This is a genomic window from Bacteroides bouchesdurhonensis (assembly GCF_900155865.1).
In the GTDB taxonomy this organism is placed as follows: Bacteria; Bacteroidota; Bacteroidia; order Bacteroidales; family Bacteroidaceae; genus Bacteroides; species Bacteroides bouchesdurhonensis.
Genome location: NZ_LT707006.1, coordinates 189,438 through 213,408, shown reverse-complemented (window position 1 = coordinate 213,408; position 23,971 = coordinate 189,438). Strand labels below are relative to the sequence as shown.

Annotated in this window: 16 protein-coding genes; 4 read left to right on the top strand and 12 right to left on the bottom strand. The window is 39.1% G+C overall.

The genetic code is table 11. The features are described 5' to 3' along the window. Window positions 1-258: 258 nt before the first annotated feature. The 4 genes from CZ225_RS00830 to CZ225_RS00815 form a co-directional block, all read right to left on the bottom strand. Complete coding sequence (locus tag CZ225_RS00830; RefSeq protein ID WP_077152644.1) at window positions 259-2,265, bottom strand: hypothetical protein; 2,007 nt, start codon at window positions 2,263-2,265, stop codon at window positions 259-261. Between the two features lie 107 nt (window positions 2,266-2,372). After that, window positions 2,373-3,599 carry a hypothetical protein gene (locus CZ225_RS00825; protein ID WP_077152643.1) on the bottom strand — a complete coding sequence of 409 codons (1,227 nt, stop codon included), beginning with the start codon at window positions 3,597-3,599 and terminating at the stop codon, window positions 2,373-2,375. A 185-nt stretch (window positions 3,600-3,784) separates the two neighbouring features. Next, on the bottom strand, window positions 3,785-4,240 hold the full coding sequence (locus CZ225_RS00820; protein ID WP_077152642.1) for a lipocalin family protein: 456 nt from the start codon (window positions 4,238-4,240) through the stop codon (window positions 3,785-3,787). Between the two features lie 116 nt (window positions 4,241-4,356). Beyond that, the gene (locus CZ225_RS00815; protein ID WP_077152641.1) at window positions 4,357-5,301 is read right to left on the bottom strand and encodes a tRNA-dihydrouridine synthase family protein; all 945 of its coding nucleotides are present in this window, start codon (window positions 5,299-5,301) and stop codon (window positions 4,357-4,359) included. Between the two features lie 204 nt (window positions 5,302-5,505). Between CZ225_RS00815 and CZ225_RS00810 the strand changes: the two genes are divergently transcribed. Continuing rightward, entirely contained in the window at window positions 5,506-6,153 is a 648-nt protein-coding gene (locus tag CZ225_RS00810; RefSeq protein ID WP_077152640.1) for a carbohydrate-binding family 9-like protein, read from the top strand. A gap of 744 nt (window positions 6,154-6,897) precedes the next feature. Here the strand turns inward: CZ225_RS00810 and lpxA are convergent. The 5 genes from lpxA to CZ225_RS00780 all read right to left on the bottom strand — a co-directional run bounded on the left by lpxA (window position 6,898) and on the right by CZ225_RS00780 (window position 16,790). After that, on the bottom strand, window positions 6,898-7,668 hold the full coding sequence (gene lpxA / locus CZ225_RS00800) for an acyl-ACP--UDP-N-acetylglucosamine O-acyltransferase (RefSeq protein ID WP_077152638.1): 771 nt from the start codon (window positions 7,666-7,668) through the stop codon (window positions 6,898-6,900). An 18-nt stretch (window positions 7,669-7,686) separates the two neighbouring features. Continuing rightward, window positions 7,687-9,078, bottom strand: coding sequence for a TolC family protein (locus CZ225_RS00795; protein ID WP_077155629.1), 1,392 nt, complete (start codon window positions 9,076-9,078; stop codon window positions 7,687-7,689). 11 nt (window positions 9,079-9,089) lie between these two features. Next, window positions 9,090-12,311 (bottom strand): efflux RND transporter permease subunit, encoded by a 3,222-nt coding sequence (locus tag CZ225_RS00790; protein ID WP_077152637.1) that lies wholly within the window; start codon window positions 12,309-12,311, stop codon window positions 9,090-9,092. A gap of 16 nt (window positions 12,312-12,327) precedes the next feature. Further along, window positions 12,328-13,497, bottom strand: coding sequence for an efflux RND transporter periplasmic adaptor subunit (locus CZ225_RS00785; RefSeq protein WP_077152636.1), 1,170 nt, complete (start codon window positions 13,495-13,497; stop codon window positions 12,328-12,330). 185 nt (window positions 13,498-13,682) lie between these two features. After that, on the bottom strand, window positions 13,683-16,790 hold the full coding sequence (locus tag CZ225_RS00780) for a beta-galactosidase, LacZ type (protein ID WP_077152635.1): 3,108 nt from the start codon (window positions 16,788-16,790) through the stop codon (window positions 13,683-13,685). A gap of 362 nt (window positions 16,791-17,152) precedes the next feature. On the opposite strand from CZ225_RS00780, the gene CZ225_RS00775 reads away from it, so the two are divergent. Together CZ225_RS00775 and CZ225_RS00770 are read left to right on the top strand one after the other, a co-directional pair. Next, on the top strand, window positions 17,153-19,057 hold the full coding sequence (locus CZ225_RS00775) for an Ig-like domain-containing protein (RefSeq protein ID WP_077152634.1): 1,905 nt from the start codon (window positions 17,153-17,155) through the stop codon (window positions 19,055-19,057). Next, window positions 19,008-19,880 carry a DUF3108 domain-containing protein gene (locus CZ225_RS00770; protein ID WP_077152633.1) on the top strand — a complete coding sequence of 291 codons (873 nt, stop codon included), beginning with the start codon at window positions 19,008-19,010 and terminating at the stop codon, window positions 19,878-19,880. The genes CZ225_RS00775 and CZ225_RS00770 overlap by 50 nt, the downstream gene beginning before the upstream one ends. Window positions 19,881-19,887: 7 nt before the next feature. Here CZ225_RS00770 and CZ225_RS00765 read toward each other — a convergent pair whose 3' ends face one another. Next, on the bottom strand, window positions 19,888-20,292 hold the full coding sequence (locus tag CZ225_RS00765; protein ID WP_077152632.1) for a PaaI family thioesterase: 405 nt from the start codon (window positions 20,290-20,292) through the stop codon (window positions 19,888-19,890). A 200-nt stretch (window positions 20,293-20,492) separates the two neighbouring features. Between CZ225_RS00765 and CZ225_RS00760 the strand changes: the two genes are divergently transcribed. Then, window positions 20,493-22,151 (top strand): DUF6377 domain-containing protein, encoded by a 1,659-nt coding sequence (locus tag CZ225_RS00760; RefSeq protein WP_077152631.1) that lies wholly within the window; start codon window positions 20,493-20,495, stop codon window positions 22,149-22,151. A 76-nt stretch (window positions 22,152-22,227) separates the two neighbouring features. Here the strand turns inward: CZ225_RS00760 and CZ225_RS00755 are convergent, their stop codons facing one another. Beyond that, window positions 22,228-22,989 carry a 3-keto-disaccharide hydrolase gene (locus CZ225_RS00755; RefSeq protein ID WP_083714536.1) on the bottom strand — a complete coding sequence of 254 codons (762 nt, stop codon included), beginning with the start codon at window positions 22,987-22,989 and terminating at the stop codon, window positions 22,228-22,230. A gap of 30 nt (window positions 22,990-23,019) precedes the next feature. Further along, on the bottom strand, window positions 23,020-23,898 hold the full coding sequence (locus CZ225_RS00750) for a 3-keto-disaccharide hydrolase (protein ID WP_077152630.1): 879 nt from the start codon (window positions 23,896-23,898) through the stop codon (window positions 23,020-23,022). Between the last annotated feature and the right edge of the window lie 73 nt (window positions 23,899-23,971).

Sequence of the window (23,971 nt, the reverse complement as noted above, 5' to 3'; positions counted from 1 at the left end):
TGAATCACTTGATTATTTGCCGATATGTCTACGAAATAGTTTATAATAAACTTGAATACCGTTTATAATAAACGTGGACAGAATTTATTATAAACTCGAATTACGTTTATTATAAATTAAATCCTTAATGTAAAGAATGAGGAACGGGCGTTTTACGTGATTCGAAAGTATCATATCTTACTAAAGATTATTGGTAATATGAAAATACATAACGTCCGTTCTGATAATCGCTGACTTTCGAATCTCTTTATCTGATATCTACTTAGGTAGATGAATTTGAATAGTTTTTCCGTTTCTGACCGTCTGTTTGAATATCGGTTTTCCGGCTACAAGGACAGATACCTCATTCTTTCCGTTTTCCGACTGTTTCACTTCCACATCGAATTCCTTTTCAAAGGCTCGTACACTTCTCAAATTCATGTGATCCCAACTTTCCGGCAGATGAGGCGTCAGTGTAAATGAACGGAGTCCTGTAGGACGGATACCAAACATACCTTCCGTTATAATACGTGCATACAATCCACTTTCGGCGGATAAATGGCGTTGATTACCTTCGGGCCATGCTTCGATAGCATAAGGAACATGATCACCCAACAAACGCTCATTGGAATAAAATTTTAAGTATTCAGTCGCTTTCTCAGCCTCTCCACAGGCATAGACACCGCGCAAAGCATATAAAGTGGAACGGTCCCAAAACGTTTTACTTCCTGATTCGGTCAGTAAACCGTCTTTGGTCCATAGGCTAGGGGAGAACAATGCTTTAATTGTTTCGTCTTTGCGATCATAGATTCCTACTGTCAATGGAATACAAATCCATGAACGGAGTTTATCGTTCCCTTTGTAGTAACGGTAAGTATTGAAACCTTCCACTTCACCTCCGAAGTAGCGATCCATGTTTTCTTTCAATTGTCCGGCTTGTTTCTTATATTGAGCCAACTGTGTAGAACTAACACCGATTTCTTTCCCTAAATAACAGGCAGATAAAAGTGCGTCATAATACAAAGAAGAAGTACACAGATTTGCTTTTCCTGCCGGGAAACGTCCTTCCAATTCATCGGCGTCTGATGCCACTACTCCTTCCGGATTCAATTGTCTTTTATTGTATTCAAGGCACCACTCGATAAGTGGCCATAGCTTTTTAGCTTCCTCTTGATTTCCTCTAGCCAATGCATATCGGGCAGCTCCATACGCTATCATGGCAGCGTCGCCACGATCACCCGCTCCGCCCCAAGTGCTTAACCCCTCGGCAATGATCGAACTTGGCAGCTTCTTGTACTCTGGGTTCATGAAACGTGCGAAATGTTGGAATGAACACAATGCCGACTGATTTCCTGTCTCATAACCCAGATAAGGGAAGAAAGGATTGATGTACTCAGCCTGATCGTTAGCCCAGATAGCTGCATAGTAAGACTCTCCACCGGGACCATGCATCAAGCCGCCTTTCGTATCATAGATACTTTCCGCACCACGGATTTTGGCAAAAGCAAACATCGTGTTAATAACAGGATCCGGTGTATCCAATATCAGGTTGTCCCACAAAGTGGCAACCAATGCTTCGCGTGCTTTCAGTTCTTTATCCACATCCATCACCAGTTCATCCTCATTGGGCTTATATCCGGTGAAGAAGACGCTGAAAGTAACCTCTTCATTCGGTTTTAGTACTACCGTTTTTCCTCCTTGGATTTCTGCTACCAAGCGATAACTACCATCGACTCCCTGTTCCGGCTGAGTCTGAATGACAGAACGTGACTGAGGTATTTCTACTTTGATTTCCTGATCATTGCAATTACGCAACACATATTTCTCGCAGAAAGCAGGTTTATCAGTGGATGGAAATAATATTCGTGTAAGTGCAACGTTTCCTCTATTGACTTTGAACATACTGTTTACTGTGATAATACCATTCAAAGTAATATTTTCTACCTTTTCACTTTGTAGGCTCTGGCCGTTTACAGAAATCATATCAGGAATATTCCAAGCAAATCTACGGGTGAGAGAAGCGTGTGTATTGTTAGGAATAGTACGCAACATAGGCCAAACAATGCTTCTGTTTACCATAAATGCTCCTTTTTCGTCAACTCCATAGCGGATAACGGAGGAAACCTTCAAACCACTCATTTCAATATGATCTTGATGAGTTTCTCCTTTTTGAGGATTCCATGTGATACTTCCGTTTGGATTGATCCTCCAGCGATTTTCTGCCTGAGCTACTTGAGTGAATAGGCTAGAGAGGCATAGAAATAAAAGAAAAAAAATGTGTTTCATAGGTTTAAATGTTTAAAAGCTAATATGATTCGTTTATATTCTTTTTCACTAATATGTGCTATGGCTCCATGATGTGAACCGGGAATGGCAAACGGTTTTGGGAACATCTAGAACTGAAACATAGCGACAGCTACAATACGATTGTTACAAACAGCATGTGTATCTACGATCTTTCCGCTTGAATATTCCACAGAGCCATACCAAGCAGTGCTGAGCGTATATTCTAATCCGAATTTCCAATTCGATACATTATAAGACAATTCGGCACCTGCCGTAACGAGTTGATCAAGATTAGTACCTGTGCCATAAAGTTTGCTACCGGCTTCCAGTTCATTACTTGTTCCAAGATTCTTGGCATAACCGATGAATATACCCGGTTTCCACTTCTGACCGTAGACAGCATTCACCCAAGTACTTGATACTGTTATCGGAGTATACTTTTGTTCTCCTGTACGATCATCGGTCGATTTAATTCCAAAACCTCCCAATCCGGAAGCCTGAGTCAGATTGGAACCTAAAACGGTCTTGGCACCTAAAAACCAATCTTTATTAATGTATTTTACATGCGCTTCATAAGACAGCGTTGTGATTCGTTCATTTACTTTATAAGTATGACCGTTTTCTCCGGTAGCTTGTGTACGTGGTTTTAATGAGAGCAGTTCAATACCCGCACCTGCTAACAAATTTTCTGATTTATAATCTGCACCTACATAGACTTCAGGTATACAGCTATTTTTTATATATGCTTGACTTTTACCCGCAGGACCTTGTGACAGATATTGAGATTGCCAGAGCAATGCTCCTGTCAATTGTAAGTTCCTATCTGTATAGCGGTAACGAATCTGAGGTGAACGATTAAAAGGTTGGAAAGGAGCTCCTGTGGCTAGATTGAGTATTTGTGGGGAAACATCACCAAACAAAGGATGCCAAGTTTGTCCGACTAATAAAGCTGAAGTACCCCAATCCAGATTAAAATAAGCGTGGCGAATACGGACAGTTGAGTATGAACTACCTGAACCGCGTAAATCTACTTCCACTTTAGCAGAAGTTTTTGCTGTCCCTAATTTCGGTCCGGCAACATCAATTCCTAAACGGGAATAAAGAATATAGAAACTACCATTTGCTGTTCCATTCAAATCATTACCGTCATCATCACGTATTTTATCCTTTGGGTACATATAAAATAATCCGTCCACAGTCTCTTCGTTTGCGCGGCTGTTATAGAAAAGATCAGTACGGACTTGTCCGTAGAATTTGTAACTAAAGTTTTTCTTTTGTGCGAAGACACCTGAGGTAATCAGGATACTTAATGCGATAAAATAGTATTTTTTCATAATGTGCTTGTTTATAAACGGGTGCAAAATTACAAAAATCTATTCGCTTTTCAGACTTTAGTAGGAGGATATTCGTAGATTAGTGTGGGTGTAATGATCTCACTGAAAATGGGAAAGTCGTCTATAATAGAAATTTATTTCCTTTATAGACGACTTTCCCATTGTTTTATTAGTGTACAAACTACCTACATGCGTTTGTAGGTCATTTTGTTATACATGTCACCGTATTCATCTTTTCCTTTAATTTCGATAACTAATTGTTTTGAATTGGCCGAGAGTAATTTGACGTTGAATCCTTCACTATCGCCATCTACTGGTATTAGTTTATTCCCATTCAAAGTAAATTTTTCAGTAGCATAGCTGTGCCAAGTTCCATTATAATATTCATAATGAACAACTGAATATGTGTTGTCTGAAATCTTAGAGATTATAAGTTTTTCGCTGTCATCACTAGGATTAGCGGGATCATAAGGGTCATTCCAACTGTCTTTTCCATCTTCGTCATATTCGTAACCTTCATCACGAATTAATCCCCATGTCCCCTCCAATTGTTTTACATCGATCTCGTCATCATCATCCGAGCAAGCGGAGAAACTAAACATACTTGCCAATAAGGCAATCATAAATAAGTACTTTTTCATAATGTTTTGTTTTATTAAATATAAGCAAAGATAAGTAAAACAAAGCATTGTATGTATATTGATAAGTTAAATAATGTTTTGTGTTACTTTTTGTCTACAATAAACATATTTTTACTCTATAGCCTGTTTATAAGATTACTAACTGCTTGCTGATATTTATCAATTCGATTGCTCTTATGTATAGCCTTTAATAACTTCTTATCTGCTTCAGGAAGAAGATATTCCCAGAAAGACTTCATTTTATTCACAAGCTGTGTGTCTCCACCGTTGAGTTGTTGTTCGTATTGTTGGTAAACGATAGTATGCATTTCCCGTATCTTTTTAGCCATTTCATCAGGAGATAACTTTTTTCCTGATTGGTATTCCAAAGCTAATGCAGGGTTAGCCAATAATCCGCGACCTATCATAATTCCGGCTAATGTAGGAAATTGTTCTTTGATGGCTTGAATTTCTTCTATGCTTTTGATATCACCATTATAGATTAACGGGTGTTTACATATATTCCGGAACGTAGCAAAACTTTCAAGGTTTACCTCTCCTTTGTATTGTTGTTTACCTAATCGGGGATGCATCGTTATCTGACGTAAAGGCAACTCATTCAGAATAGGTGCTAATTGAATGCATTCGTCCGGATTCTCCCATCCCAATCTCATCTTAATAGAAAAACTGATTTGAGGATATTTCGTGACTATACTTAGTAACGCTTTTACTTCTTCCGGATAGGGAAGGATGCCGGAACCATTATGTCGTTTAGCCAATAGTGGAAACGGACAGCCTAAATTAATATCTGCCTCCTTATAACCTTTCTCGATGAAAAGTGATAAAATCGTTTCTGCCTTTTCCGGTGAAGAGGCTAACAGTTGAGGAACCAGGTGTGGCACATGATTGTTGTCCGGCTCGATATCACGTATATCTCTTTTGCGGAAATTACCTTTTTCCAGTCGTACAAATGGAGTATAATAAATATCTACACCTCCAAAACAGGTGGCATGTGCATTACGGTAAATGGCTTCAGTATAGCCTTGTAATGGAGCAAAATGGATAGGAAGAATCTCTTGCATTGCTTTATTTTTGTCGCAAAGATACGGAAAGTAAAAGATAGGGACCTCACAGTTCCTCTTTTTCTGGTGTTAAATTGATTAAAGTCTGATTGTTACTCTGTATTTGAATGTTCATTATTTGGATATATATAGTTTTTATTCCATTTTCGATAGGCTTATTGATAGAAAATAACTACATTTGTATACATTTCAAATGAAATAAATATGAAGGTAAAGAAAATTAGTGCTGCTAATGTTGAGGCTTCTGCACTTCCTAAATTATTCGATGAAGAAAAAATCGATTTTCAACCAATTCAATGCGTTAATTGGGCTGCATATCCTTACAAACCTAAAGTGAGTTTTCGGATTGCTCATACAAAAGATGCTGTTTTATTGCATTTTAAGGTAAAAGAGGCGAGTGTTCGCGCAAAATATGGAGAAGATAATGGTGCTGTATGGACCGATTCTTGTGTTGAGTTCTTCTCTATTCCGGCGGGAGACGGAGTATATTATAATGTAGAGTGCAACTGTATTGGAACAATATTGATTGGTGCCGGAGCTACCCGTAATGGACGTGAACATGCTCCGGAGGAAATAACATCCCTTGTACAGCGTTGGGCTAGTTTAGGAAAAGAACCGTTTGAAGAACGCATAGGAGATGGAGATATTACTTGGGAAGTTGCATTGATCATTCCTTATGCAGTCTTTTTTAAACATCAGATACATTCATTGGACGGAAAAGAGATTAAAGCTAATTTTTATAAATGTGGTGATGATTTACAAACGCCCCATTTCCTTTCATGGAATCCGATTGTGATAGAACAACCGGATTTCCATCGTTCGGATTTCTTTGGTATGTTGGAATTTGAATAATTCTCTTCATAAATAAAAAGATGCACTGAAATTGGGGAAAACAAGTATATCTTTTACTTCAATCAACCGCATGATCCGACAGAGTCATGCGGTTGATTGAAGTGAAAGAAGCGGTTAGTTTACATAAAAGAAGTACTTGACTGTATCCGATTAACCGTATGTTTTTTGTTCCACAAATACTGGGAAGTTTGTTTGCAAACTCTTCAGTCTTTTTTTTAAAGATAAGGAAGATTGGAAACAAATATAACAGTCTTTTTCTGAAATTCTATAGTGTTTTCGCAGTGTTTTATTAATGCAAACCATCTTTCCTTCATCTTCATATTTTGGACTATTCTTCTGTAAATCTGATAATTGCATTGCGTCATCTTTTTTATCCCATTTGTATCGAGATAGTTATATATATCCATTATACTAAATCTATAATTCTACTGAATGGTAAGTGCCTTTTAGTTTTGCCTCGTGATAAGTAAAGGGGGGAAACGTTTATATAAGTGAATTGTTGAACTACATTAGTATGAAGTTTAGACTAAGAGACGATTACACTGATTGCTTCATCTTAGGAATGGATGACGCAATACAATTGCCAGATTTACAGAAGAATAGTCCAAAATATGAAGATGAAGGAAAGATGAATTAAAATGGAAATAGTAGCCGGAAATGTTGAAATAAACTATAATCAAATAAAAAGGTGGTGCCTTTTTGATATGAACACCACCTTTGCTTTTATTGAAAAGTAACTATCTGTTATTTTACAATTCCTCGTTCCGAGCTCTTGACAAAGTTTACAATGTTTTCAATCTCTTCACTCATTGGCACCTGATCAACGATTTTCTGCACTGCATCTTGTACGCTGAAGTTACCTTGGTAAATCAGACGATAGGCATTAGCAATGTGGCGGAGAATTCTCTCTGACGTATTGTGATGCTGTGACAAGACTACGGCATTTACTCCGTGATAAGCAACCGGATTTCCGGACATAATCACGTATGGAGGTACGTCTTTTGAAATACGGCAACCACTTTGTACGAGTGTCCAGCTTCCTATATGGCAATATTGATGGAGGGTAACGTTTCCACTCAGGATGACACAATCATCCAATACACATTCTCCGGCAATGGTTGTTCCAATACCAACTACACAATTATTTCCTATTTGGACATCATGACAAAGATGTACTTTATCCATCAGGTAATTTCCGTTTCCGATCTTTGTAGCATTCCCGGCAAAAGTGGCACGACTAATGACTACATTTTCGCGGATATCGTTGTTGTCTCCGATGATCAGACTACTTTCTTCACCGGTAAAATGAAAATCTTGCGGTTCTGCTCCCAGGACTGCATTCTGATGTATTTTATTTTCTTTCCCTATTTTTGTTCCTTTCAGGATACTAGCATAAGACATGATGATACAATCATCTCCTATTTCCACTCCTTTTTCGATATAAGCAAAAGGCTGAATGGTTACATTCTTTCCTATTTTTGCTTCAGGGTCTACATAAGCTAACGGACTAATCATAATAGTATATGTTTAAAGTTAATCTTCTCTTCCACCACCTAATGCCTGATAGAGGTTTACTACTGCTTGCATCCGGTCGAATGTATCGGAAACCTGAGAAATTTGTGCACTCAGGTAAGATTGTTGAGCCGACAGAACTTCCAGGTAAGTGGAGGTCCCTAAGTTAAACAATTCCTTGGTATCGTTAGCAGCTTTTTGTGCAGCTTCTACCTGTATTTTTCTGGATTCTGCCTTTTCACTGGTTGTTTGATATAAACTCAAAGCATTGCTGACTTCACTTCCGGCATTCAATAACGCTTGTTGGAAGGCTAATTTAGCTTCTGCTTCCTGTGCTTTGGCAATCTTCAGTTTGGCAATGTTGGAACCATTATAGAACAATGGTTGAGTTAAAGAACCGATAGCAGTTGCTAGAAATTTGCCCGGATTGATAATTGTCGAACCTGCACTATTGGTCCATCCTGCTGAACCACTCAATGTAATCTTAGGATAGAAATTGGAACGCGCCACATTGGTATTGTAGTAAGAAGCTGCTAAAGCCATTTCTGCAGCTTTGATATCCGGACGGTTTGAAAGCAACTGTAAAGGAACGCCTACTGAGAATTCGCTTGGCAACGATTGTGCATCTAATGTACTGCGTTTGATACTTTGCGGAGCCTGGCCAAGTAAAACTGATAAAGAGTTTTCTACTTCACGAATACTCTGTTCGATATCTGGCAATGAAGCCAGTACTTGAGCATAAGCAGCTCTGCTTTGTTCCACCCCTGCACTGTTGATGTTATACATTGCACCCTCTTTCATCGCTTCCATCGCTTCTGTATTCCGTTTCAGAATTTCTGCTGTCTCACGACTGATCTCCAGCTGTTTGTCCAACATCATCAGTGTATAATACATATTGGCAACATTGGCTATGATTTGAGTTTGAACAGCTTGGCGGTAAGCTTGCATTTGTTTAACATTAACTTCAGCACCTCTTTTTGTGTTCAATATTCCACCGAACAAACTTATTTCCCAACTGGCTGCCACCGGAAGAGAGTAGGTCTTTGAAGCTGCTTTATGATTGAAGCTGCTGATAGTACCTTGCGGTGATAAAGCCAGTGAAGGAGCGTAGGCCAATTTAGCTGCCAGCAAAGGAGCTTGCGCTTCTTTTACTTTTAAAATAGCGGATTGTAAATCTGTATTTTGTTTCAGTCCCAATTCAATGAGTGATTGAAGTTGTGGGTCGGTAAATACAGTCTTCCATGGCAGATTACCGAAGTTAGTTGTATCCGAAACCAATGTATCATTTTCCGCTACCGGGTCACGATACAGGCCGGAGGTATTGATGTCTTCGGGTCTGTCGTATGACTTATAGATGTGGCAGCTGCTCAGCAGAGCAGTTGCACACAACATATATATAATTTGTTTCTTCATATCGAATTTCATTATTTAGCGTATTGTTCAATCTCAGTTTCAGCATCTGCATTGTCGATATCTTCCCATTCCATCGGTTTTACTTTTTCTTGCAGATATTGGAAGACAACGAATAAAGCTGGAACAATGAAAATCTGGCAAATCATACCGATTAACATACCACCGATGGAAGCTGTACCCAATGTACGGTTACCATGAGCACCTACACCGAATGCAAACATCAACGGAAGCAAACCTACGACCATAGCGAGTGATGTCATCAAAATAGGACGGAGACGAGCACCGGCACCCAGAACGGCTGCCCAAGTAATACTCATACCCATCTTACGACGGTCGAGAGCGAACTCTACAATCAGGATAGCATTCTTCGCTAACAGACCCATCAACATGATCAATGCAATCTGCATATAAATGTTGTTGGACATCGTTCCCAAAATCATCTTCAATGACGATATACTACCGATAGCACTCATTCCATTAACGAATAAGAAACTACCCAGCAAACCGAATGGAATCGAAAGTAATACAGCCAACGGAAGAATGTAGCTCTCGTATTGTGCACTTAACAATAGGTAAACGAATACGAAACAGAGAACAAAAATCAAACCTGTCGTGCTGCCGCTACTTTGTGCCTCTTCACGTGCCATACCTCCTAATTCGTAAGTATATCCTGTCGGAAGATTCTGTTGTGCTACTTCAGAAAGTGCCTGCAAAGCCTGACCGGAAGTATAACCGGGAGCAGGGGCAACCATTACTTTCATTGAAGTGTACATATTGAAACGGCTGATAATATCCGGTCCGTATACTTTCTTCACAGATATAAACTGACTGATTGGTGCCATTTCACCACTGTTGTTTCGAACCTTGATATTTTTCAGAGATTCCAGATTCTTACGTGATAATGGATCCGACTGGATCATTACACGATACATCTTACCGAAACGGTTGAAGTTGGAAGCATACAAACCTCCGTAATATCCTTGCATAGTAGTAAGGATGTCGTTCGGGCTGATACCTGCCTTCTTACAAACTGCTGCGTCAATATCGATCATATATTGCGGGAAATTCGGATTGAAAGAGGTCTTTGCCGAATTGATTTCCGGACGTTTTTCCAATGCTGCTGTATAGTCATTGACTACATCAAAGAATTTATTCAGATCACCACCGGTTTTATCCTGCATGTTTACTTCAATATCTGTAGATGCTGAATAACCCGGGATCATCGGAGGTGCGAAGAACAATACCTGTGCTTCTTTAATTATCTTCTGCGCACGCATATATAAAGTAGCAACAATTAGCTCGGAGTTTTGCGTTACAGAACGATCTTCCCAGTCTTTCAATTTAATGATGAAAGAACCATAGGAAGGTCCCTGGCCACCGATAAAGCTGAATCCTGAAATCAATGTACGTGATGCTACGGCAGGGTCGGAAGCGATCAAGCTATCCACACGTGCCAATATTTGTTCAGAACGGTCTTGTGATGTTCCCGGAGGCAATGTTACTGCACCCATCAATGTACCGGTATCTTCATTAGGCACCATACCTGTCGGTGTAGTTCCCATAAAGAATATAAGCAATACGATAGAAATAGCAACCAATCCTAGAGACAACCATTTTTTCTGAATGAAGAACAGGACACGTTTCTTATATCGTTTTAAGATAGAATCGTATGCCGCATTGAAAGAGGCATGGAAACGATCTACGAACGATTTTTTCTTGTTCTCATGTCCATCACTGGTATGTGGTTTCAGGAAGATAGCACAAAGGGCAGGACTCAAAGTCAAAGCGTTCAATGCGGACAAACCGATAGCGATTGCCATGGTCAAACCGAACTGACGGTAGAACGTACCTGCCGTACCACCCATGAAACTTACGGGAACAAACACCGCCATCATGACTAATGTGATAGATACGATAGCACCTCCCAGTTCACGCATTGCATCGATAGAGGCTTGGCGGGCGGATGTATAACCCTGGTCTAGCTTGGCATGCACACCCTCGACGACCACAATCGCATCATCGACCACAATGGCAATGGCGAGAACTAGAGCACATAAGGTCAGCAAGTTCAAACTAAATCCGATCAACGACAGGATAAAGAAGGTACCGATCAAAGCTACCGGAATAGCAATAGTCGGAATTAATGTAGAACGTAAATCCTGCAAGAAGATATATACTACGATAAATACCAATATAAATGCTTCGATCAAAGTCTTCAATACTTCATGAATAGAAGCAAATAAGAAATCGTTCGCATTCATGGATACGTTTAACCTCAATCCTGTAGGCAGCGTTTTAGACGCTTCATCCAAAAGTTTTTCTATATCGGTGATAGTCTGGGTCGCGTTAGTTCCTGCCATCTGGTAAACGATACAAGTTACAGCCTTGTGTCCGTTTACGCGGTTGGTAAAGTTATATCCCAAACGGTCCAACTCTATCTCTGCAATATCTTTCAGACGAAGAACTTCACCACCCGGTTGTGACTTGATCACGATATTCTCAAACTCTTCCGGTTGTTGCAAACGCCCTTTGTAACGGATGGTGTATTGAAAAGTCTGATTACTGCGTTCACCAAACTGACCGGGAGCAGCTTCGATATTTTGTTCTGCCAATGCGGCAGCAACATCACTTGGAATTAGTTTATACTGGGCCATTACGTCCGGACGTAACCAAATACGCATAGAGTAATCCTGGCCCATTACATTGGCATCACCTACACCTTGCACACGCTGAACCTGCGGAATTAAGTTGATCTTGGCGTAGTTCTCAATAAATGAGTTGGAATAAGTATCACTTTCATCGAAAAGTGAAAATACGACCAACATAGAAGTCTGGCGTTTTTGAGTGGTTACACCGACTTTGGTAACTTCGGCCGGTAGCAATCCCTGTGCCATAGCAACACGGTTTTGTACATTGACAGCCGCCATATCCGGGTCAGTTCCTTGTTTGAAATATATAGAAATATCACCGGAACCTGTGTTGGATGCGCTGGAAGTCATGTACATCATGTTTTCTACACCGTTGATCTGCTCTTCCAGCGGAGCGATCACAGAGTTTAATACGGTTGATGCACTTGCACCCGTATAAGTGGCTCTTACCGATACGGTAGGAGGGGCGATGTCCGGATATTGGGTGATAGGTAATGTTACCAATCCAATGGCACCCAGGATTACTATCAAAATGGAAATAACTGTTGATAGTACCGGACGGTTAATAAAATTATCTAATTTCATACGGTTATCTGAATTATTAATTGAAAGCAGTGGCTAGGTTGCCATCGTGTTGATCTTTCAAAGCTTGTTGATAGTTCGCTTCTTTTTGTGCCGGAGTGATAGGTTGTATTTTCATTCCGTCTTTCAGTGTTTGCACGCCTTCTATAACGATCTTGTCTCCGGAATTCAAACCGGAAGTAACTAAGTAATCTTTTCCGTTATCCAGATTGAAAATTGTGATTTCTGTGTATTTTACGGTGTTATCCGGTTGTAATATATAAACAAATTTCTTGTCTTGGATTTCAATCGTTGCTGACTGCGGAATGTTGATCGCATTTTCCATAATATAAGGAATCTGAATATTGGCACTACCACCACTGTGCAGTATGTGGTTGTCATTAGGGAACTTAGCACGCATAAGTACAGAACCGTTTTCGATAACTCCGGTTACTATTTCAATTTTACCTTCTGCATCATACATTGTTCCATCTATCAGTTGTAGTTTTACAGCCGGCATTTTGTTGAGTTCTTCTTTAATGTTACCGCTTTTTGCCATGGCCAGCAATTCTTTCTCTGTCATGTTGAAATATACATTAACTTCTCCCAATTCAGATACTGTAGTCATTGGTGTTGCCATTGAAGGGCTTACCAATGCTCCTAAACGATAAGGAATCTTGCTAATAATACCGTCTGTCGGACTTTTTACTTGAGTGAAAGATAAGTTCTGTTTAGCAGTAGTCAGTTGTGCTTGTGCTTGTGCCAATTGTGCTTGTGCTTGCGCCAAAGAATTTTCTGCCATTGACAAATCATAGTCACTGATAATCTGCTTCTTGTTTAATTCACGCTTGTTATCAACAGTTATTTGCTGAGTATTTACAGCAGCTTCTGCTGTCTTAATAGCAGCTTCTGCAGTACGTACCGCAGCTGCATATTGAACGGGATCAATGATAAATAATACTTGTCCTTTGCGAACAGTAGCTCCTTCGTCTACACACAATTTCGTGATAAATCCTGATACTTGCGGACGGATTTCTACATCTTGTTTTCCTTCAATTGTTGCAGCAGGATGAGAAGACATTAAAGATACAGTGCTCTTTTGTACTTCTTGGACTGCAAATTCAGGGACTTTTCCCGTATCGTTTCCCTTATTGCCACAACTGGACAATAGGGCTACGCAAAATGCAAATAAAATAATTCTACTTTTCATACTTAACTATTTATCTGTTTTTTTAATGATTATGCGTTTGTTGCCGACGTGTTGTTCAATGAGTAAGGTAGGTGATTTAAAGAAAAACAGTCGGAAACTGATTGGGAAAAACCAGTTTCCGGCTGCAAAAGTACTTTAAATTCGGTATTCTTGTACTCTGATACCTTGTTTTTTAACTATGTTTTTTACTTCAGTTGATGAAATACCGGGCTCATAATAAAACTAAACTCATAATCTTGGTATGGGAGACGATATTTATCTAATGGTATTGCCCCCCAACTATTAACGCATGCCAACCCAGTTTGTACCTTATCGATGCAGAAGTTTGTAAAGTTGGCTTTCTTTATTTCGGGTGAATGGCGTTGGTCTTTGTTACTGCCATCATCCAATGATTCGATGGTATAGTTTAATGCAGATGCAGAGAATGGAGCTTCAGCGACAAACTGTAAACCATTACCACCGATATTCAGTAGGTTCCACCAGCGGATATCTGTTTTGGTGCCGGTCTCTTGCGGGCGGATATAAGGATAGAATTGTTCTTCTACTGTTTGACGGTATATACCAAGTCTAGTGGCATGGTTGCGGTCAGAATAATTTTCTATCGGTCCTCTACCATAATACTCTATCTCATTAAAGGCAAGTGGCATACGAAGTTGCATACCAAAACGGAACATTTCAGAGACCTTCTGATTTTGGTCTGCAATCATTTTCTGTGTCACTTTTACTGCTCCTTCATTATTAATAATATAGGTAAGGAATAACTTACCTCCCATCGGCTTCATGTCATATTCTGCACGAACCACCGCTTGGTCATTTTCGATAGCATGTTTCAATGAGGTTAATTTCAACTCCGGATTTTTCCAAATAGCATATTTATGTTGCAGGTTAGCCCCAAAATCATTATCCGTGGGTGCTCTCCAGAAGTTGGGAGTCAGGCTGCTGCCTCGTTCCATTAACTGTATTCCGTCTACATCGTAACGGCAAAGATATCCGTCGTGTTTGTTGAATTCCAAAGTAAATTCTTGACCGGTAACGATCAGGTAGTTGCGATCATTGTTCCGGATGTTTGGTACGGTAACAGCAATATTAGAAGCTTGTTTATTCTCTAATTTGAGTTCGGGAGCTTTATAATCACGGATGCTTAATTGATCATAAGCTATCACTTCTCCCGCCGGAAGTAAAGTCTCTGCTTTTTTAAGTTTATAGTTTACATTAAGAAGCAGTTCTTTGCAAGGACATATTTTTTCTGTGTTGAATGGCAATTGTATCTTGACCGTTTGTTGAGGTGCTACCTTTAAGTCGTTTACAATACCGGTTTGAACTATTTCTCCATTTGCTAATAAGCTCCACTCCATATAACAGTCAGACAAGTCACGGAAGAAATTCTCATTATAGACGTTAATTTCACCTTTTGAAAGATCAGCCGGAGTTGTCCAGATATTCTGATAGAAATATCCCACTTCATAAGCATGTGGGTTGGGTACACGGTCAGGGCTAATCAAACCATTGTCGCAAAAGTTATTGTCGGAAGCGTCATATTTGTTGAAATCACCTCCATAGCCATAAATATCTACGCCATCTTTGTTTTTCCAATGGCAGGATTGATCAACGAAGTCCCAAATGAATCCACCCTGATATTTTGGATATTTGCGAATAATATCCCAGTATTCTTTGAATCCGCCTTCAGAATTACCCATAGCGTGTGCATATTCACATTGAATCAGGGGTTTCTGTGTGTCTCCTTCCGAATATTTGATGCAATTATTATAGTCTAAATACATCGGGCAATAAATATCTGTAAACTCACTGGTACCAGCTTGCTCATATTGTACGGCACGAGTCTTGTCTTCATTCTTAATCCAATTATAGCATGCTTCGAAATTCGGTCCCATACCTGCCTCATTACCTAATGACCAGAAAATGATAGAAGGATGGTTGTATCCACGTTGAATGTTACGTTGGTTGCGCTCCATGTGTGCTTTTGCATAAGCAGGATTTTTGGCAAGAGTCTTGTCTCCGTATCCCATTCCGTGAGATTCGATGTTGGCTTCGGCTACTACATATAATCCATATTGGTCGCAAAGATCATACCAACGGTTGTCATCCGGATAATGGCAAGTACGTACCGCGTTAATATTGAGCTTTTTCATTACTTGGATATCTTGTAGCATACGTTCAAGAGAAACGACATAACCACCGTCCGGATCCATTTCATGACGGTCGGCTCCTTTAAAGAGTACCGGCTGGCCATTAACAAGAATTTGTCCGCCTTTTAATTCAATTTTGCGGAAACCTATTTTTATAGGAATGACTTCAGTCACTTTGTTCCCATCTTTTAAGGTGGCAGTCAATGTGTAAAGATTCGGAGTTTCGGCGGTCCATTTAGCCGGGTTTGAAATGGAAAGGGTCGTATTAAGTTTGCCGGATCCTTTCAGATCAGCTGTCGCTACGCTGTTTCCCTGTACATCTGATAAGTTAATGGCTACTGTTCCGCTCCCTTTTAAGTCAATGGCTACGTCTAACGTACCATCTTTATACTGGCTATCCAGGTCAGGAGTGATACGAATGTCTTGAATATGTTTTTTATCACGTGCATACAAGTAACAATCACGTCCTACACCGGAGTAACGGAAAAAGTCCTGATCTTCCAGATAGCTACCGTCACACCAACGGAATACTTGAAATGCTATCAGGTTCTTGCCTGGTTTGAGGTAATTGGTAAGGTCGAATTCTGCTTCCAGTTTACTATCCTCACTATAACCTACGTAACGTCCGTTTACCCAAAGATACATATTGGAAGTTACAGAGCCGAAATGAGCATATATTTCTTTTCCTTTCCAATCGTCTGGAAGGATGATTTCTTTGCGGTAAGATCCTACGTGGTTATTGGTGGTAGGAACTTCGGGAGGATTATTATTAAACTGACTTCTCCAGGCATATCCGACGTTTACATAAATCGGATCACCATATCCGTTTAGTTCCCAAACACCGGGTACTTTCAGTTCATCCCAGCCTTTATCATTGAAATTTGTCTGATAAAAATCTGTCGGGCGTGCTTCTGCGTCTTTTACCCAATTGAATTTCCAAAGACCGTTGAGTGTCATAAAATTCTTTGAGTTTTCTTTGATGCCGGCTTGTGCTTCATCAGCTGATGCGTAGGCAAAGTAATTAGTATGCATGGCGGAGCGGTTCACGGCATTTATTTCCGGATCTTTCCACTCACTGAAGTTTTGTGCTTGAATAGCTGTCAGTCCCAGTGCAGCCAAAAAGCAGAAAAGTAGTTGTTTCTTCATGGGTTTTTGTATTAGGTTTGAATTTACGGAGTCAAAGATAGGCAATTCTTGAAAAGTAAAAGACAAATAATTATTCAATTAAGACCACAATTGAATAAATTAGTTGGAAATATAGAATAAACGGCCAATCTGAAATAGTTTATAAGAGATTTTAAGTAATGAGAGGAGAAACATACTTTCTCTCTGTTTTGTTATCTATCAAAGTGTATTTAACCCAAACAGATATTGAATACACTTTGAATAGCTTAAAAATGAGGGATAACACTCCCGTTATAGGTAGCTAGTTCCTGAAGAATTTGAGATTTTTAATAAATTAGCTAGAAAGTTAGTGTTTATTGATGAAGAACCTTTATTTTTGCAACATGTTACAATTTGAGAATCAAAAGATAAAGTATATAGTTCGCAGAGTTTTACCGGTGTTGGCACTGGTAGCTATGATCTATTCCTGTGCAAGCATCGGACAACCGATGGGTGGAGATAAAGATACGACTCCTCCTCGTTTTGTAGGTAGTACACCGGTAGCGGGTGCTACAAACGCCAAAAAGAATAAGATATCTCTTGTTTTTGATGAATTCATCAAGATAGAGAAAGCAACAGAAAAAGTGGTTGTTTCACCTCCTCAGATACAACAACCTGAGATTAAGGCTGCCGGAAAGAGAATACAAGTGAACCTGCTTGACTCTTTGAAAGAGAATACTACTTATACAATCGATTTCTCTGATGCTATTGTGGATAATAATGAGGGTAATCCGCTGGGTAACTTTGCATTTACTTTTTCCACCGGTGCACAGATCGATACAATGGAAGTAGCCGGAACATTGCTTGATGCTTCTAACCTCGAACCTATTAAAGGGATGTTAGTGGGATTACATTCTAATCTCAATGATTCAGCTTTCACTAAGCTACCATTTGACCGTGTGGCACGTACTGACAGTCGCGGGCATTTTTCAATTCGTGGAATTGCTCCTGGCAAATATCGTATCTATGGGTTGATGGATGCCGACCAGAACTTTACTTTTAATCAGAAGAGCGAAATGATTGCTTTTAATGATTCTTTGGTTATACCTACGATGGAAGAGCGTGTGCGCATGGATACAGCATGGGTGGATTCATTGACTTATGACACAATCATTGAAAAGAAGTATACTCATTATTTGCCGGATAATCTCATACTTCGTGCTTTTAAGGAGCTCAATAACTCTCAGTACCTGGTAAAATCGGAGCGTCTTGTTCCGAAGAAATTTACTTTTTACTTTGCAAATAAGGCGGATACGTTACCTGTGTTGAAAGGATTAAATTTCGATGAAAAGGAGGCTTTTGTTATAGAAAAGACTCAGCGTAATGATACCATTCATTATTGGGTGAAAGATTCTGTTTTGTATAAACAAGATACGCTTGCTCTTAGCCTGACTTATCTTTATACGGATACATTGAATCAGTTAGTTCCTCGTACAGATACGTTGAGACTTGTGTCGAAACAGAAACTAGTGAAAGAAGAACCTGAAAAGAAGAAAAAGAAGAAAAAGAAAGACGATGAGGAAGAAGTAGAACCGACAAAGTTCTTATCTGTAAAAGTAGATGCTCCTTCATCAATGGACGTATATGGTTCTATTTCTTTGGTTTTTGAAGAGCCAATTGCCTATTTTGACAGTGCAGCTATTCACCTTCGACAGAAAGTTGATACTCTTTGGAAAGACGTGCCTTTTGAATTTGAACATGATTCGATTGATATAAAGAAATTTAATCTGTACTATGATTGGGAACCGACGTCCGAATATGAATTTACGGTAGATTCTACAGCATTTCATGGGATATATGGCTTGTTTACCGATAAAATAAAACAAGGATTTAAGGTACGTAGTGAAGATGAATATGCCAGCATTACATTCAATATAACAGGGGCAGATCCTTCGGCTTTTGTCGAACTATTAGACGCACAAGATAAAGTGGTACGTCGGCGGAGAGTAGTGAATGGTATTGCTGATTTCTATTTCTTGAATCCGGGGAAATACTCCGCTCGTTTGATTAACGATAGGAATGGAAATGGCGAATGGGATACAGGAAATTTTGAAAAGGGATTGCAACCTGAGGAGGTCTATTATTATAATATGATTCTGGAACCAAAAGCAAACTGGGACCTGAACAAGCAGTCGTGGGATATCCATGCTACTCCTCTTGATAAACAAAAACTCGACGAACTTAAAAAACAAAAACCAGATGAAGACAAAAAGAAAAATAATAATAATGATGAGCGGCGTCGCCGATAATTTGCGACGTGTTTTCACCGCCGGATTTATTCTGTTATTGTTAGGAAGTATAGCACTTCCTGCTAAGGCTCAATGTGAAGCGAAGAATGATGCGTTCCAGTCAGGAGAACATGTGATGTATGACTTGTATTTTAATTGGAAATTTGTTTGGGTAAAGGCTGGAATTGCCAGTTTGACAACCTATGCAACTACTTATCATTCGAAACCTGCATTTCGTATTAACTTGTTAGCCTTAGGCAGTAAACGTGCCGACTTCTTTTTTAAGATGCGTGACACATTGACTTGTGTGATGGGAGAGAAACTGGAACCCCGTTATTTCCGCAAAGGGGCTGAAGAAGGTAAACGTTATACCGTTGATGAAGCTTGGTTTTCTTATAAAGACGGACTTTGTTTTGCTAATCAGAAACGTTCTTTCCCACGTACAGGAGAAGTTTATGAAGACGAAACTAGTGATAGCCGTTGTATTTATGATATGCTGACTATTTTGGCTCAGGCTCGTTCCTATGATCCTGCTGATTATAAAGTCGGTGATAAGATTAAATTTCCGATGGCTACAGGACGTAAGGTGGAGGAACAAACACTTATCTATCGTGGAAAAGAAAATGTGAAAGCAGAGAATGGTATTAAATATCGCTGTCTGATCTTTTCATTGGTGGAATATGATAAGAAGGGAAAAGAGAAGGAGGTGATTACTTTCTTTGTATCAGATGATAAGAACCACCTTCCTGTCCGTTTAGACTTGTTCTTGAATTTTGGCTCAGCAAAAGCATTCTTGAATGATGTTACCGGTAATCGTTATCCGATGACTTCAATCGTTAAATAAGCCGGGCTCAGACTTCGAAAGGAACCTTTTGATCTTTTCGGAATACGCTTGATTCAAAAGTTGCTATCAGCTCTCCATGTTGGTTAGTGACATCTACTTGATAGCACCCCGTACTTCGACCGATATAACGTTCGCGTGCTTCGGCATAAAGGGTATCACCCGGACCGCTGGCACGTAGGAATGTTATGTTCGACGAGAGGGAGAAAGCAAGTGTTCCGTGTGAGTTGGCTGCTGCTGCAAGTGCCAGATCTGCCAAGGTAAAAATGGCACCTCCTTGTGTACGCGCACCTGCATTGAGGTGTTCTGCTTTTATTTCCATTTTTGTTTTACTATATCCTTCGCGGACTTCAAGCAATACTACGCCCGCATTTTTTGCGAATAAATCATTCCTGAAGAATTCTTGTGGTGTCATGATTAATTTAATAATTTGATGTGTTGATTTTGAGTTATGGATATTTAAATTATCCAATAAATATTGTTTTTGACGAATAGCAAAGATAACCTAACTTACAATAAATACCTAATAAAATGACGCAAATAAAAGAAATAATATGTATATTCGGCAGATTATTTGCTACTATGGCTTTGTTTTTCGGTCAAAACTAAATAGATATGAATACAAATATAAACATCCTGAAAGGTCTCTTGCTATTATTATTTTGCAGTTTTAGTTTATTGGGTTATAGCGAAAATGAATTAAAAATATTATCTGATTCACTGAATAATCTAATTGATCATGAGCAAGAATTTATAAATCGGAAAGAAGAAAAAATTAAAAAGATTAAACGGAAACTGAAAGATGTCAGTCTATTGGAAGAATATAAAGTCAACTTGCAATTGCACGATGAATACAGGAAATTTAATATTGATTCTGCTGTCCATTATATCAAACGTAACATTAGTATCGCTATCACATTGGGAGAAAAAGAGTGGGGAATTGATTCCAGTTTGAAATTGTCTTTGTTATATTCTATGGGCGGTATGTATCGGGAAGCAGAACTCCTTTTGAAAGATATCGATCCTACGCAATTGTCCAAAGAATTGTTATCTGCCTATTATGACGCTTATTATCGTTTTTGGGAGTACTATGCTATTTCGACAACACGTAGTAACCAGTATCGTTATCAGAGGGAAATGTACCGTAACTTGTTCTTGAGTAATGCAGATCAGTCTTCTATCAATTATAAGGTTGGGGTTATCAATCGCTCTGTCAAAGATCCGAAAGAAGCGGAAAAACGGTTGCTGGAACTCATGGCAGCGGAAGAGGAGGGCAGTCCTGATTATGCTATCATTACTTGCGCGCTTGCTACCTTGAGTGGGCAAAATAACCGTCCGGATTTGGAAAAGAAGTATTATATGCAATCTGCTATAGCTGATATAATGAATGTTACTCGTGAGAATTTCTCATTGCAGCATTTAGCTGTCATTTATTATAATGACAATGATTTTGCAAAAGCTTTCAAATATACACAAGCTGCTATTGACCAGGCTAGAGCTTCCGGTATACAGTTCCGTGCTACACAAATTAACGAATTCTATTCTGTTATCAGTGCGGCCTATCAGGAAAAAGAAGCCAAGGCTAAGTCAAACCTTATAATATTTCTTACGCTAATTACCGCTCTTTTTGTCTTTTTAGTTGCATTGGTTATTTATACATATCGTCAGATTAAAAAGATGAAACAAATAAAAGAAGCACTTTCTATCAGTAATACAAAATTGAAGGAACTTAATAATACTTTGAACAAAGTGAATGATCAACTTTATTGTAAGAACCATGAACTGCTGGAAACAAACAATGTGAAAGAACAGTTTATCGCTCAATTCTTTGATCTATGTTCTAATTATATTACTAGAATGGAAGGATACCAGAATTCATTATATAAATTGGCAATTAACCGAAATTATGAGATGCTGATCAAAAAACTGAAGTCAACCACAAATATTGATGAAGAATTGAATGCTTTATACAGTCATTTTGATAGCATTTTCCTAAATCTATATCCTACGTTTGTTACAGATTTTAATGCTTTGTTGAAGGAAGATGAACGAATAGTACCCAAAGCCGGAACATTGTTAAATAAAGAACTGCGTATTTATGCTTTAATTCGTATCGGTATTAACGACGGGGCAAAAATATCTAACTTTTTGCGTTGTTCAACAAGTACAGTTTATAACTACCGTACTAAAATGAGGAATAAAGCGATGGGTGATAAAGAAGACTTTGAAAACGAAATCTTGAAAATAGGATCTGAAGCTTATATGCCATCTTAACCTTTAAATCTTAATCTAGTTCTTAAAAGGAAAACTCCTCTTAAGAACTAGATTATAGATCTTTTATTGTAACATTTTACATTTTACGAATCCAAATATTGCGGAAACTGATAGGCTCGCTAGGATCACCATGACTCTGCAACAAGATCGGACCATCTCCATGTTTCACAACTTTCGGAAATCCAATGTATTCTGTTGTACCCAAAATGGTTGTATTATTTTGCAATACTACACCATTCTGTATAACAGTAACCTGAGGACGTACTCTGTACGAACCATCTTCCTTAAATACAGGAGCAGTATAAATGATATCATATACATTCCATTCACCCGGTTTACGCATTGCATTTGCCAACGGAGCAGTCTGTTTATAAATACTCCCAGCTTGTCCGTTTACGTATGTCGGATTGTTGTAGTTGTCCAGTATCTGTACTTCATACATTCCCTGAAGAAAAACGCCACTATTTCCACGTCCTTGGCTTTCTCCTTGGATTGTTTTAGGAACTCTCCATTCCAAATGCAACTGGAAACTTCCAAACTTTTCTTTAGTCCGAATATCCCCTTTGCTTTTATCTACAGTGATAACTCCGTCTTTCACTTTCCATCCTGCAGGTTCTCCTTTTGAGTTTTCCCAAGCAGAAAGGTCTTTACCATCAAATAATATAATAGCATCTGATGGTGCAGTGAAACCACCTCCGCGCATTTCTTCTCCCGGAGTGACAACCGGAGGAACTGGTGAGTAAAACTCAGACATTCCCGGTTTCATTCTTTCTTGAGCAGAAGCATAGTTACATCCAAGTACTGCTAAACCAATTATAGCAACAATTTTATTTTTCATAACGAATTTTTGTTTAGTAAAATTGGTCTCTTAGTCCAGAACTTTCACGCGGATGTTACGATACCAAACGTCGTCTCCATGATCTTGAAGAGCAATAAAGCCTTCTCTGTTCTGACCACCGCAATTGTTCAACAGATCGAATGCCAAAGGCCATTTTTCTTTGCTGAATTTACTGTTCTGAAGCATTTCAGTCCATTGTGGAGTCCATAAGTGGTATTCCACTACATTTTCACCATTCTGTCCATGAATAACAGTACCTTTATAAACCATGATTTTAGCAGTGTTCCATTCTCCGTAAGGTTTAGAGTTCTGAGGAACTGCCGGAATCATATCGTACAAAGATGCTGATTGACGATTGTTGTCTTTTCCCAATTTTGCGTCCGGATGGTTGGCATTGTCTAATACCTGATATTCAGGAGCTGAAATGTAAATCGGTTCAAGTACATCGTTACCGTTTTCATCTTTTGAAGTAATTTCCTGTGCCATATAAAGGATACCGGAATTTCCTCCTTTAGAAATCTTCCATTCAAGTTCCAATTCAAAGTTTTTAAACTTATGAGCAAACATTAAGTCACCACCGTCAGTATCTTGGGCTTCACCGCCACCAGTACCATTGAATTTGATGCATCCGTCTTCAATCACCCATTTTCCTGGAACTTTATCTTTGCCATATCCACGCCATCCATTGAATGTCTTTCCATCAAAGATCGTTATGTAACCGTCTTTGTCGATAGGAAGAGTCAATGTATCTGTTTCAGCAGCCTGTAAAGCTTTTGAATAAGAAACAGGTACAGATGTTGCAGGTTCTTCAGTTTGTGCAGTTTCAGCTGTCTTTTTATTACCGCCTCCACATGCTGCGAATGTTCCTGCAAGTGCCAGGCAAGCTACTGTATAAAAATACTTTTTCATAATATAATTATATCTTGTGATATTATTTCATAACTACTCAGATAGACAGAATGTCAATCGTTTACCTGAGTAG

Bases quoted from the DNA above. Each gene is read 5' to 3' on its own strand.
- CZ225_RS00830 (WP_077152644.1), bottom strand. From the start codon at position 2,265: ATGAAACACATTTTTTTTCTTTTATTTCTATGCCTCTCTAGCCTATTC.
- CZ225_RS00825 (WP_077152643.1), bottom strand. From the start codon at position 3,599: ATGAAAAAATACTATTTTATCGCATTAAGTATCCTGATTACCTCAGGT.
- CZ225_RS00820 (WP_077152642.1), bottom strand. From the start codon at position 4,240: ATGAAAAAGTACTTATTTATGATTGCCTTATTGGCAAGTATGTTTAGT.
- CZ225_RS00815 (WP_077152641.1), bottom strand. From the start codon at position 5,301: ATGCAAGAGATTCTTCCTATCCATTTTGCTCCATTACAAGGCTATACT.
- CZ225_RS00810 (WP_077152640.1), top strand. From the start codon at position 5,506: ATGAAGGTAAAGAAAATTAGTGCTGCTAATGTTGAGGCTTCTGCACTT.
- lpxA (WP_077152638.1), bottom strand. From the start codon at position 7,668: ATGATTAGTCCGTTAGCTTATGTAGACCCTGAAGCAAAAATAGGAAAG.
- CZ225_RS00795 (WP_077155629.1), bottom strand. From the start codon at position 9,078: ATGAAGAAACAAATTATATATATGTTGTGTGCAACTGCTCTGCTGAGC.
- CZ225_RS00790 (WP_077152637.1), bottom strand. From the start codon at position 12,311: ATGAAATTAGATAATTTTATTAACCGTCCGGTACTATCAACAGTTATT.
- CZ225_RS00785 (WP_077152636.1), bottom strand. From the start codon at position 13,497: ATGAAAAGTAGAATTATTTTATTTGCATTTTGCGTAGCCCTATTGTCC.
- CZ225_RS00780 (WP_077152635.1), bottom strand. From the start codon at position 16,790: ATGAAGAAACAACTACTTTTCTGCTTTTTGGCTGCACTGGGACTGACA.
- CZ225_RS00775 (WP_077152634.1), top strand. From the start codon at position 17,153: ATGTTACAATTTGAGAATCAAAAGATAAAGTATATAGTTCGCAGAGTT.
- CZ225_RS00770 (WP_077152633.1), top strand. From the start codon at position 19,008: ATGAAGACAAAAAGAAAAATAATAATAATGATGAGCGGCGTCGCCGAT.
- CZ225_RS00765 (WP_077152632.1), bottom strand. From the start codon at position 20,292: ATGACACCACAAGAATTCTTCAGGAATGATTTATTCGCAAAAAATGCG.
- CZ225_RS00760 (WP_077152631.1), top strand. From the start codon at position 20,493: ATGAATACAAATATAAACATCCTGAAAGGTCTCTTGCTATTATTATTT.
- CZ225_RS00755 (WP_083714536.1), bottom strand. From the start codon at position 22,989: ATGAAAAATAAAATTGTTGCTATAATTGGTTTAGCAGTACTTGGATGT.
- CZ225_RS00750 (WP_077152630.1), bottom strand. From the start codon at position 23,898: ATGAAAAAGTATTTTTATACAGTAGCTTGCCTGGCACTTGCAGGAACA.